An 11,861-nucleotide genomic window follows, 5' to 3' on the forward strand; every position below is an offset into this window, starting at 1 on the left:
TATCATGCCGTGGGCCTGGGGACAGGTCCACGCCTCCTAAGGAACCGCCCGAAGTTTTCAATAAGCCACGGCCTTGTCGAGACAAGCCACCTTAAGCGCAGTGAAAGTCCTGCAGCGCAGGTCAATGACAGCGTCTCGACCTTCCCGGTGCTCCATTGCAGTTTATACGGCTCGTCGCCCTGGAGGAAATCGATGCCCTTGAGCCCTTCCATTAGCCCCCTCTCAACCAGCATCCCGATATGCACCTTTCCCGGGGAGTGCCTCTCGAAGTCCGGGTTGTAGGCCGGGGTATACCAGAAGAGCCATTTGTTCGAGACGAAACCGAAATGCATGCTGATGATCTCATTGCCGCATGAGAGGTATGAGAAGTGAAGCCCCCTTCCGTGGAGGCCTTCCACAAGGGCACGGTAGAAATCCGCCTCTTCGCCATCGAGGAATTTCATATTGAAGCCCCTCCGGCTCCAGCGGGCCGAATGCATCCTGAAAAAGAGCGGCAGGAACGCCAGGACCTCCTCTTTCCCTTCAGGCACATGGAGGTTCAAACGCCCGGCATCCTCAAGCCTCCTTCTCTGCCTCCTCAGATCGGTCCTCAGGGACTTTTTCCAGGATTTTTCGGTTGAGGCGTAATCCTCTCCGAATTCGAGCCTCGGGCATATGGAGGCCGTTTCATGGATGCGCGCGCCAGTACCTTTTATGGTCTCGTCAAGAGCCAGTGCCGCAGGATGCCCAACGGGGAGGTGCGGGAAATCGAGTATCTTGCCGCGGGCTTCTGAAAAAAGGTCTTCAGCGACCGCGCCCACGAAGGCGTCCTCATGGCCGGTCCTCACAGCAGGCAGTCCGTAGTCGGAGCTACGGCCTGAAAGTGTCTCAATGACAGTGCCGCGAAGGTCTTTGAAAGAGCCTTTCCTTATGCAGAAAGGCCATACCCCGACAAGCTCGCTCCCGTCGTATCCGGCATAGAGGCGGAGCCTCTTCCCGTTTCCAAAGGCCTTCCACCAGGCCAGGTTCCATGCTGGGCCGGAAAATATGTGAAGGCGTTCGTCTGTTGCCAGCCTCTCCCATGCATGGGCCGGTTTTTCCAGGGCATCAAAGGATTCGGTTATGCGTATCGATATGGGCATCCATACTCCATATGGCGTAATCGCTTGCTTTTCTGTGATATCGGCACTATACCGGGAATAAAATGAGCTTTTTCCAGATGGAGACCGCGCTGCCGTCCGACTTCCAGACTTCAAGCGGGAGCGTGGGCCAGACGCTCACTCTGTAACCTTTCACTAGATATCTCCTGAACCATTTGTCCCGTTCGTCCACGAGCATCGGGCAGCTTGAAGGGACCGATCCATGATGGAGTTCCTTCACCATCCTGAAGCCTTTGGCCGAGAGCTTCTCTACCCATTTCCGGTAATTCTCCCTCCGCCTTTTTGCCTCCCTATCGAAGGGGTATCCGGAGAGTACAGCGAGGCTCCATTCGTCTGCCCTGAAATCCATTGCCTCGCCTTCGGTCGAGCCATGCGGGGGAATAACCGGCTCTCTTTTTCTGAGCCTCCCCAATTGCAGGTTATACTTCGCCTCAGCCAGCTTGAGGAAGGAGGCGAACCGCGGCTTCCTCTTCTCGGCAGGCAGTCCGGCGCTAATCCGTCTCAAGCTCTCCAGCCCTTCCGCGCCCGGAGCGCCCCTGTTCACAAGGAGGGCCGCGCCGTTCAGGATTGGCACGAGTTTCCTGAAGCTCAAAAGCCCTATGTCTCCCCTCGTCCCAAGCGCCATCCCGTCCGCCTTGCCCAGGAAACCATGCGAGCTGTCCTCAATGAGGTAGAGGCCGTTCCTTTTGCAGACCTCGCTAAGTTTCTTAAGGTCCTGGGGAAAGCCGAAATAATTGACCGCGAGTACGGCCCTGGTCTTTTCCGTTATGAGCCTTGCAACGCTTTCGAGGTCGGGGCCAAGGTCCGGGCCGACACTGTAGAACCTGACCTTCAGGCCGAGCCTCTGGCACGGCACCATCAACACGTCGCAGATGAGGTCCGGATAGAGCACCTCGTCCCCTTCCCCGAGGCCCAAGTGCCTGTAGCCGTATTCAAGGGCGGTCCTTGCGTATCCGAAGAGGACGGCGCGGTCAGACCCGATTATTTCGTCAAGGGCTGACAAGGCCCCTCCGCTCACGGTAATATCCTATGAGCGGCGCGGCGGCCCTGTAAGGTAAAAACGAGGCCATGTAAAGTGCCAGCGCCTTCGGGTCTTTGCCGAGATAGGGCTTGAGCATGCTCCGCCCGCTCCCGTCCCCCTTTTCCCACGCGTTCATGAACCTCTGCTTCGATATCCTCCGCCTCATTGATTCGACCTCTCCGGCGGCCTCCTCCCTGAGGCCGGGGAAAAGCCCGATATACTTATCGAGCATCAGCTGGCTTTCGATTGCGAACCGTTCCTTTTTTTGCCATGTGAGGCTTCCCGCATGCACCCGCCATTTGGCCAGGGGCTCGTGAACGCAGTCGGCCTCCCACCAGTACGCTATCCTTATAAAGAGGTCCGCCTCCTCGTTCACCTCAAGCCTCTCGTCAAACCATTCGGATAGCCCGTCGAGAGCGCTCTTTCTTATGACGACCGTCTCCAAGGAAAGGAAGTAATCGGTAAGGAGTCGCTTAAAGACCATGCCCCTCGGAGGCCTGGAGTTGGCGTAAAGCCGCCTTGTCTCCCCGTTGTCGTTGAAGAAAAAGGTATCCGAGAAGACCAGGCCTGTCCTCGGGTTTCTATCGAATAGCGGCACCTGCTTCTCAAGCTTCTCAGGCATCCAGAGGTCGTCGCAATCGAGAAATGCTATGAGCTCGCCCCTTGCCTCCTGCAAGGACATGTTCCTTGCCCTGCCGAGCGGGATAGTCTCAGTGCTCCTGAAATACCTGAGCCTCCGGTCATAGCCACGGGCTATCTCGCCGCTTCCGTCAGTCGAGGCGTTGTCCCAGAATACGATCTCCCAGTCCTTGCAGGTCTGTGCGTAGACGCTTTCAATGGAAGCGCGCAGGTACTTGGCGCCGTTCAGGCAATTCATTATGACGCTCACCCTCGGCTGAGGCATCAGGCCCCCCAATCGTATCGAATAATCGGGTTCTCGATTTCCATGCGCTCCGCCTCATCCGGGCTGTGCGGGATGTCCGTGCAGTTCGCTATGAGCGCCGGGCCATCGGATATGCCCATGAAGCCATACCAGAGCAGCGGGGGAACCCGTATGAGCCTGTAATCTGACTCGCCGGTCTCCATGACGACCGTCTCCCCGTTCGTTAGAGCGCCGGGGCGAGTGTCATGGAATACGAGCCTTATTCTTCCGACGGGGACGGCGAAGCGCTGGGTCATCCTGAGGTGCCTCTTCCACGCCTTCACCTTCCCGGGGTTCACGGTCGAGAAATATATTTCCCCGAAGCCCTCGAAACCCGGGCAGTCGGCCCTGAGCATCCTCATTACCCTGCCCCTCTCGTCCGGGAACTGCGGAAGCGGTTCCGTTTGAAGTCCCTCTATCAAGACAGCGCGCCCTCCCCCGCCCACGGAAGCCCGGCCGTTGCGGCCTCCGACAAATAAAACTCTATCTGCTCCGCCGAAAAGGCGTACATATCCTTCCCGCCCGAGTAATAGCGCCTGTACCATTCTGCCGTGAGCCTTATCGTATCCTCGAACGAGAGGACAGGCCGCCAGCCGAGTTCGTGCAGGGCCTTATCGCACGATAATTTCAGGAGCGCGCTCTCCTTCCTGCCGTCCTCACCGTCACCGCGCCTCCATCCGGGGCCTCCCCAGTACGCGGTGAAAAGGTCTATGAGCTCGGAGACGGGCTTATTTACCTTCTGGTCGGGCCCGAAATTGAAGGACTCGCCGTGGAGCCTTTCCGAGGCAAGGAGGTCCGCCCCGAGCCAAAGGTATCCGCTCAATGGTTCGAGCACGTGCTGCCAGGGCCTTGTGGAGGACGGGTTCCTTATTACCGCCTCCCTCCCTTCCGACCAGGCCCGCACGCAATCCGGTATGACCCTCGATTCGGCCCAATCGCCGCCGCCGACCACGTTCCCGGCCCTTGCGGTCGCAATCCTTGGCGCATCGCACGTGGGCCGGAAAGACCTCGCGTAAGCGCTTGCCGCTATTTCCGCGCAGGCCTTTGAGGCGCTGTACGGGTCTCTGCCGCCGAGCCTGTCGTTTTCACGGTAGCCCCAGACGCACTCGATATTCTCGTAGCACTTGTCGCTCGTAACTATGACAGCCGCCTTCACCGACCTGGATGACCGCACGCATTCGAGCACATTAACGGTCCCGCCGACGTTCGTATCAAAGGTGAGCTTGGGGTCGGCATAGGACATGCGCACTATGGGCTGGGCCGCGAGATGGAAGACGACCTCGGGCCGGAAGTCCTCAAAGACGGACTTGAGCCTTTCTATCTCCCTTACGTCGCCCCAGCGGTGGTCTACGGCCCTTTCGAGGCTGGATGCCGTGAAGTTGCACGGGCTTGAAGGGAGGTATGAAGAGAACCCCGCCACCTCCGCGCCGAGAGAGGTAAGCCAGATGGCGAGCCACGAGCCCTTGAAGCCCGTGTGCCCGGTCACGAGCGCCTTTTTCCCTTTGTACGCGCCCCCGAAGAGCTGTATCGCTCCCCCGCTCAGTTCCATACCTTCCACCTCGCGTTACCGCTCTCCCAGAGCCTCTCCAGGAATTGCTTGTCCCTCATAGTGTCCATGCACTGCCAGAAGCCCTCGTGCCTGAAGGCCATGAGCTCCCTCTTCTTCGCGAGGGTCTCAAGCGGCCCGGCCTCGAGCACGGTATCGTCTCCGTCGATATAGTCGAATACGGCGGGCTCGAAGACGAAGAAACCCCCGTTCACCCAGCCCTCGCCTGTCTGCGGCTTCTCCTTGAAATCCATGATCTCGTGGCGATCGCCGTTGAACCTCACCTCGCCGAACCGCGCCGAGGGGCGTACGACCGTGACCGTAGCCGTCCTCCCGTGGGACCTGTGGAATTCAAGGAGCTTCTTTATATCGACGTCAGCCACGCCGTCCCCATAGGTGAGCATGAAGGTAGAGCCCTTGAGCTTGTTCCTGAGTTTTTTCAGCCTCCCGCCTGTCATCGAGTCCGCGCCGGTGTCGACGAGATGGACCCGCCAGTCCTTTTTCCCGTTCCCTTCGGTCTCGACCCTCCCCGTGCCGAGGTCGACCGTCAAATCGCTCTGGTGAAGGTAGTAGTTGAGGAAATACTCCTTTATGAGGCCGCCCTTGTAGCCGAGGGCCACGACGAACTCGCTAAAGCCGTGCGCCCCGTATATGTTCATGATGTGCCAGAGGATGGGCTTGCCGCCTATCTCGACGATGGGCTTGGGCCTCAAAGAGGTCTCCTCGCTGAGCCTCGTGCCGAGCCCTCCGGCGAGTATGACCACCTTCATACGGTCGCCCTCATTTTTCCGTGCCCGCCCTTTATCCCGAATTTGATCTCCACCTTTCCTATGCTCTCATCCAGTATGGCGACCGCAGTATCCAGCATCTCTCTTCTTATTGTCAGTTGCGGCGCGAGCCTCAGGAGATGCACAACAGGCACGCCGGGTATGAGCTTCCTTTTAATGCACTCGGCGTATACCTCGGAGGCGGCCTCGATAAATGGCTTTTTCGTTTCCCGGTCCCAGACGAACTCCATCCCCAGGAGGCAGCCCTTTCCCCTTACGTCGCCTATTATGGGATGCGCCTCCTTAAGCTCCTTCAATTTCCCGAGAAGGTAATTCCCGTTATCTACGGACCGCTCCATTGCGCCCTCTTCCTCGATGGCCTCGATTGTCGCAAGCCCGGCGGCTGAGGCCATCGGGTTCCCGCCGAAGGTGGTCGAGGGCGCTATTTTCGGGAGGGCCCACGCGTGCTCCTCCTTCACCACGAGCGCGCTCATGGGGAAGCCGTTCCCGAGCCCCTTGCCGAGGACGGTTATGTCCGGCCTGACGCCCCACCAGTCGGCCGAGAGCCATCTCCCGGTCCTCCCAGAGCCGGTGAGTATCTCGTCGGTCACGAGGAGTATGCCGCGCGATTTGCACAGGCGCTCAAGCTTCGACAGGAAATCGTCGGGCGGTATTATGGTGCCGCCCCATCCCTGAATGGGCTCGAGCACGAAGGCCGCCACAAGCCCTGTGGTCGCTTCCTTTATATACTGCTCGTAGAACGTGATATAAGCGTCTATATCAATCTTCCCGTCCGGGGTTGTCCATAACGGGCGGTAAGGGTCGGGCCTCGGGACCAGATGAAATCCGGAAGGCCGGGCAGGCCCGTTCGAGGGCGTAAGGCGGCCGAGCGCTGCGGAGCCGTATGTCTTTCCGTGGTGGTCGGAGAAGAAAGAGATTATCTCGTGCCTTCCGGTTATGGTCCTTGCCGCGCGGATTGCGAACTCTACGGCGGTCGTGCCGTTATCATAGAGGTGTATGTTATTGAGCTCCCCTCCGAGGCATCCCGCGAGCCTTTCGAGGAAGGCGGCCTTTACCGGGGTCATGTAATCATGGCAGTTCATGAGTGTCTTCGCGTGCCTTGAGACCGCTTCGGATACCTTGGGGTGCGAGTGGCCGAGGTTCGTGACATAGATGCCTGAGCCCAGGTCGAGGTACCTGTTCCCGTCCGCGTCCTTCAGGATGCTTCCCTGTCCGGACTCGAATACCAGCGGGTTTATGCTCACCCTTCCGTGGCAGGAAGTGTGCCTGTACCCGCGCTCCCGAATCACCCTGGAAGCGGTCTCCTTTTCAGCCTTGCCGAGGTCTCGCATGAAGGCCTCGTCCTCCATGGAGGACCATGCCCCGGTTGCTTTTACGTCGCTGAAATCGATCATCCCGTGTTTCTCCTGTCAGAATGCTGAAAAAGTCCAGCCTGTTTTTTTTCAGCCACGACTTGAATCGAAGTGAATTCGTGCAAGTCTCACAAATTGCTCGACTTCACAGCCTCGCAATTTGGCAATCCATCCATGTATTGCCAAGCAGGTTGCGTTTCGCGCAACCTGCTAAAACGGCTCTATGGCAGGCGCAGCAAGCCCTCTCTCCGAAGCCTCGAGCACGAGGTCCAGGATGTACTTCCGCGTTTTTTTCTTAGGCCTGCTGATGGACTCGATATCCTGAAAGATGTAGCCGAGTCTCGGACTTCTCCTTATTCTTTCAAGTTGTTCCGGGGTTGGGCCGGAATTGAGCTCCATAAAGAGCTCGTTCGTTATCTCCGAGACCGTTTCATAATGCAGATTATCTTCCGGGATGAAATACGGGCGGAATTTGGGAGCTGCGTTATCCATATAGCGGAAATGGAAGCTCGCGAGGTCATGAAGATCCCACCGTATCTTCTTTCCGGCAAGCTCCTCAGCGTACTGGAATATGGGGGTCCCTGGTATGGGGCTGAGGATATAAGTATTGGCCCTCATGTAGGGGTTCACTTCCTTAAGCTTCCTCATGAGCTCTATGTTCATCCTGGTCTCCTCGTCGGTCTCGGTCGGCACTCCGAAGAGGAAGTTGTGGACGGTGTTTATGCCCGCCTTTCTCAGGCTTCTATTCACCTCGATTATCTTTTCAGCCGATATCCTCTTTCTTAAAATCTTCTGGAGCCTCGGCGAGGCGGTTTCTATCGAGTAGCATACGGTCTGGCAGATGCCCTTAAGGAGCGCGATGTTCTCGGGCCTGAGGTTATGTATGTTGGTCCAGATGTGTTCTATGTAGATGCCCTTTCTTTTCAGGTATTCGAATACGGGAAGTATGTTTTCCGCTTCCGAAAGGAAGTCGTCGTCCCCGAAGGTGACGACGTCTATCCCGAAGTTTTCATGAAGGTAGTCTATTTCCCTTATGATGTTTTCCGCGGACCTCCTCCTGAGGCGCATCCCGCTTTCTAGCTCCTTTATGTCCTTCAGGTAACAGAAGGAGCAGTTGAACTTGCAGCCCCTGCTCGTGTAAAGGTTTATGAAATACGGGACCTGTTGCCTGTTCACGTGCTTCCTCACGAGCTCCCAGCCGAAGTCCTTCGATATGTATATGTCGTCGAGCCTTTCGACCCTGAATGTGTTCTCGTTTATTACCTGCCTTCCGTCCTCGCGATAACCCACGCCCGGGATGCCCCTGTAATCTCTTCCATCCCTAAGCGCATCGAGAAGCTTCAAAAACGGGAACTCCCCGTCGCCGGTTATTACGAAATCTATGTCGGGGCGCTCGAGCGCGAGATGCCCTGCAAGGTGTACGAGCTTTCCGCCCCATACGACCGGAACATCCGGCGCGAGCTCCTTCGCCATCTTCGTCAGGCCGAGCGCGTTTTTCGCGAACTTGCCTATGATGACCGAGAACCCGATTGCGAGCGGCTTTTCCTTGAGGAGGTCTCCTATGACCTTCCTGTATTCGGGCTCCACATGGGTATCGACCACCGCGACATCATAGCCGTGGTCACGGATGAACGCGCCGAGGTTCAGGATGGAGACGGGCGGGTCCTCTCTCTGGACCTTCCTCGTCCTTGCGCCGAACGAACGGGCGACCTTCGGGTCTACCTCATCGTCATGGCCGGGGTTTATGAGTACGACGGTTCTGCTTCTCATTTATCGGCCCTCAGCTCATGTCCATGCTTCCGAGCGACAACTCCACATACTTCCTCTTCTCATCCTGCATTCCCGTGTATATCTCGTTTATGCAATGAAGGAGCCCCTGCCCCAGGTCCACGTGCTGCGGAGGGCTCATCTTCTTTGCGAACCTCGGGCTGAAGGCGTAGGGGGTTATCCTGTAATGGGTATCCTGCTTTCTTTCCCTGTACTCGACCACCACCCTGCCCTTGAGCATCTCGGCCACCATCTCGAGGAACTCCCTGTACTTCACCGCCTTGTGCCCCGTCACTATCACGCATTCGTTCCTGAAGGATTTATCGAGCACCTCGACGCTCGACCTTGCCGCGTCCTTCACGTGCAGGAACTCCCTTTCCTCTTCGCCGCTCCCGTAATAGGTGATCCTACCCTCCGTAACCGCCTCCTTGAGAATCCGGAATACGCTATTCCTCTCATCAGAGCGCTCTCCGTAAAGAGAGCCGTACCTCATTATCGTGTAGGGGAGCCCGTGAAGGCGGCTAAAGTCCTCTATCATCAGCTCGGATGCCTGCTTGCTTATCCTGTAGAAGGCCCCTGCGTCGCTGTATACGTACATGGTGCTCGCGAACACGAACCTTTCCGCTTTCTCCGAGGCTGCGGCCTCAAGGATTATGGAGTTCCCGAGGATATTGTATTTGACCGTGTCTATGGGCCTTGCCCGGCACTCCTCTATGTCCGCAATACCGGCGAAGTTGTAGACAAAGTCCGCGCCCCTCACGGCCTCCCTGACCTGCTTCTCGTTCAGTATGTCGCCAACGAGCATCTTCTGGGAGGGCTGGAGAAAGGGCGAGCGTTTTCTGTCGAATATCGCGACCTCGAGTCCCTCACTTGTGAGCTCGTCAGCCACATGGCTTCCCAGAAAGCCCGCTCCACCGAAAACGACCGCCTTTCTCATCTCCGCTCCCTTATCGGCCAAGCCCGTTCATGAGCTTCATAAGCCCGCTGAGGTCTTTTATCTTGTGCCTTTCGTTTTTTAGCGGGCCGCTGCCTGGAACCCTCGCTATGAAATGGGTCCCGGCCTCATTGGCTGCGTTTCTATCCGATTCGGCATCTCCGACAAGTACGACCTCTTCACCTGAGAGGCCGTGCCTTCTCATTATGTCCCTTAGCGCCTCCGTCTTTATCATGGGACTCCCGTAAACGCCCCTGAAGTATCCGGCGATCCCCCTTGCCCTTACGATATCGGCAAGCTCTTCCGCCGGGGTCCCAGAGGCTATGAACATGAGGTATTCGGCATGGTGTCTTTCGAGGAACTCTGACGCGCCTTTTACGAACGGGGCATTAAGCACTTTTTCATAGACAAGGGCCGAGAATTCTTCTCCGAGCTTCTGCCCGGCCGCTTCGGTGTATTCGATACCAAGTATCTTCTCGTGGATGTGCCTGAACTTCCTGTATCGCGAGATCCCTTCGTGGGCGCGGTGGTACTCGATTATCTCGTCCACCTTTTCAGGGTATTTCGAGAAAAGATTACTGAACGCTTCTGTCTTTATTTGAGCGGACTCCAGGATGACCCCGTCGAAATCGAATGCTATGGCCCTTATGATCGCCCTGCCCCCTTTTCCGGCCCGGTCCTGAGACAGGCGAGGCCGAAACCCTTGAGGAGGTTTGATACCGCCTCCATCTCCATCTCCGAGCGCGTCTCCCGGGCATACGAGCCTATATGCGGCGTGAGTATGACATTCGGGAGCGCGGCAAGCGGCCCCCTGTAAGGCTCCTCCTCGAATACGTCGAGGGCGGCGCCGGACAACCTGCCTGACGATAGCGCCTCGTACAGCGCTGCCTCGTCCACAACCCCTCCCCTCGAGGTGTTTACGAGTGCCGCGCCCTCTTTCATGAGGGACAGCTCCCTCCACCCGAGTAGCTTCATACACGGCGATGCCAAGGATGCATGGACCGTTACCGCATCGGCCCACGCAAGGAGCTCGCCAATATCCGAAGGGCTGCATCCGGAATCACTTTCATCACGGCACGGGTCGAAATATCGGATTTCCGCGCCGAAGGGCAAAAGGAGCGCGGCGACCTTTCTCCCTATCCTCCCGAACCCGATTATCCCTACTTTTTTGCCCCTTAATAAGCTCCCGGCTGATTTCCTCCAGACCCCCTTACGGACCTCGCGGTCCATTTCGGTGATCCTCCGCGCGAGGTTCAAAAGGAGCGCCACCGTAAGCTCGGCTACGGCAAGAGTAGGGCCGGAAGGAGTATTGTATACCGCCATGCCGAGCCTCTTTGCGGCGTCGAGATCGATGTTTTCGAGCCCTGCGCCGCAGCGCGATATTATCTTAAGCCCTCGCATTTCTCCAAGGACCGGACCATCCAGGCGCTCTGTGCCGGCTATGAGCCCTGCCGCGCCCCTGGCAAGGGCCCTCAACTCATGCTCCCTGAGCGTCCTCCCGTAGGGGTTCATTACAGGCTCGAAGCCGCTCTCCTTGAGCACATCAAGCGGCGAGCGGTCGTATTCTGCGAAAGTAGATGTGGAGATGAGGACCTTTGTCACGTGAAACTGAGCCTCCTCAAATTCTTAAGCCCCTCCCCGCAGGAGGACCCCAGAAAAAGGGTGTCAAGGCTCAGGCCTATGAACCTGTACCCTTCAGCTATTCTGGCCGACGCCTCCCTCCAATCAGGAGGTATGACGTGGAATCCGGAAAGTGTGCCTGTCCTCACTGCCGCCTCACTCACCTTTTCAAGGGAAGCGATCACCTCGGGATGGTCGAACTCACCGGGCCTGCCGAGCGAGCCTGAAAGGTCGTAAGGGCCCACGATAAAGGCGTCAACGCCCGTTGTCGTTAGTATGCCGTCGAGGTTTTTTAAGGCGTCCACGTGCTCTATCTGCACGATTACCACGCAGTTCTCGCGGAGCCAGGCCTTGTATCTCTCGAACCCGAGCCCGTAGCCTTGTGCCCTCGCTAGCCCGACACCGCGCGTGCCAATGGGAGGATAGCTGGCGGCGCGGACCGCACGAAGCGCGTCTTCCCTCGAATTCACCATGGGCACGATGACTCCGTGCGCCCCGGCGTCCATGACCCTCTTTATCTCATTCGGGTCGTTCGCGCCCACCCTTACGAGCGGCACCGAGCCGCCAAGCTCGATGGCCTGTATCAGCACCTGAGCCTCGCGGAGCGTAATGGCGGAATGCTCCATGTCCACTACCAGCCAGTCGAAACCCGCTCTTGCCAGGATTTCGGCAATGGACGGATGGCCGAGCGTTATCCATGAGCCGATGGTGAGCTCGCCCGCCCGGAGGCGCTCTTTCAAGGAAGCCTTATGCTTTCCCTTCATTTGCCTTC

Annotated in this window: 12 protein-coding genes; all 12 read right to left on the reverse strand. The window is 57.7% G+C overall.

Annotated elements, in window-relative coordinates; all coding sequences use genetic code 11:
• Positions 1–2 precede the first annotated feature (2 nt).
• Positions 3–1,121, reverse strand: coding sequence for a GNAT family N-acetyltransferase (locus K8I01_10415; protein MBZ0220830.1), 1,119 nt, complete (start codon positions 1,119–1,121; stop codon positions 3–5).
• A 46-nt stretch (positions 1,122–1,167) separates the two neighbouring features.
• Positions 1,168–2,142 carry a DegT/DnrJ/EryC1/StrS family aminotransferase gene (locus K8I01_10420; protein ID MBZ0220831.1) on the reverse strand — a complete coding sequence of 325 codons (975 nt, stop codon included), beginning with the start codon at positions 2,140–2,142 and terminating at the stop codon, positions 1,168–1,170.
• Positions 2,129–3,064, reverse strand: coding sequence for a glycosyltransferase (locus K8I01_10425; protein MBZ0220832.1), 936 nt, complete (start codon positions 3,062–3,064; stop codon positions 2,129–2,131). Before K8I01_10425 ends, K8I01_10420 begins: the two co-directional genes overlap by 14 nt.
• The gene (locus K8I01_10430) at positions 3,064–3,504 is read right to left on the reverse strand and encodes a dTDP-4-dehydrorhamnose 3,5-epimerase family protein (GenBank protein MBZ0220833.1); all 441 of its coding nucleotides are present in this window, start codon (positions 3,502–3,504) and stop codon (positions 3,064–3,066) included. The genes K8I01_10425 and K8I01_10430 overlap by 1 nt, the downstream gene beginning before the upstream one ends.
• Positions 3,501–4,631 carry a CDP-glucose 4,6-dehydratase gene (gene rfbG / locus K8I01_10435; GenBank protein MBZ0220834.1) on the reverse strand — a complete coding sequence of 377 codons (1,131 nt, stop codon included), beginning with the start codon at positions 4,629–4,631 and terminating at the stop codon, positions 3,501–3,503. The genes K8I01_10430 and rfbG overlap by 4 nt, the downstream gene beginning before the upstream one ends.
• Positions 4,622–5,398: a glucose-1-phosphate cytidylyltransferase gene (rfbF, locus tag K8I01_10440; GenBank protein ID MBZ0220835.1), complete on the reverse strand. Its 777-nt coding sequence runs from the start codon at positions 5,396–5,398 to the stop codon at positions 4,622–4,624. The genes rfbG and rfbF overlap by 10 nt, the downstream gene beginning before the upstream one ends.
• On the reverse strand, positions 5,395–6,810 hold the full coding sequence (locus tag K8I01_10445) for an aspartate aminotransferase family protein (GenBank protein MBZ0220836.1): 1,416 nt from the start codon (positions 6,808–6,810) through the stop codon (positions 5,395–5,397). Before K8I01_10445 ends, rfbF begins: the two co-directional genes overlap by 4 nt.
• Positions 6,811–6,978: 168 nt before the next feature.
• The gene (locus tag K8I01_10450) at positions 6,979–8,538 is read right to left on the reverse strand and encodes a B12-binding domain-containing radical SAM protein (GenBank protein MBZ0220837.1); all 1,560 of its coding nucleotides are present in this window, start codon (positions 8,536–8,538) and stop codon (positions 6,979–6,981) included.
• Positions 8,539–8,548: 10 nt separating this feature from the next.
• Positions 8,549–9,472 (reverse strand): NAD(P)-dependent oxidoreductase, encoded by a 924-nt coding sequence (locus K8I01_10455; protein ID MBZ0220838.1) that lies wholly within the window; start codon positions 9,470–9,472, stop codon positions 8,549–8,551.
• A gap of 10 nt (positions 9,473–9,482) precedes the next feature.
• Positions 9,483–10,019, reverse strand: coding sequence for an HAD family hydrolase (locus K8I01_10460; protein ID MBZ0220839.1), 537 nt, complete (start codon positions 10,017–10,019; stop codon positions 9,483–9,485).
• Between the two features lie 95 nt (positions 10,020–10,114).
• Positions 10,115–11,071: a phosphoglycerate dehydrogenase gene (locus tag K8I01_10465; protein MBZ0220840.1), complete on the reverse strand. Its 957-nt coding sequence runs from the start codon at positions 11,069–11,071 to the stop codon at positions 10,115–10,117.
• Positions 11,068–11,853: a 2,4-dihydroxyhept-2-ene-1,7-dioic acid aldolase gene (locus K8I01_10470; GenBank protein ID MBZ0220841.1), complete on the reverse strand. Its 786-nt coding sequence runs from the start codon at positions 11,851–11,853 to the stop codon at positions 11,068–11,070. The genes K8I01_10465 and K8I01_10470 overlap by 4 nt, the downstream gene beginning before the upstream one ends.
• Positions 11,854–11,861 lie beyond the last annotated feature (8 nt).

This window comes from Deltaproteobacteria bacterium (assembly GCA_019912665.1).
Lineage (GTDB): Bacteria > Desulfobacterota > GWC2-55-46 > GWC2-55-46 > GWC2-55-46 > UBA5799.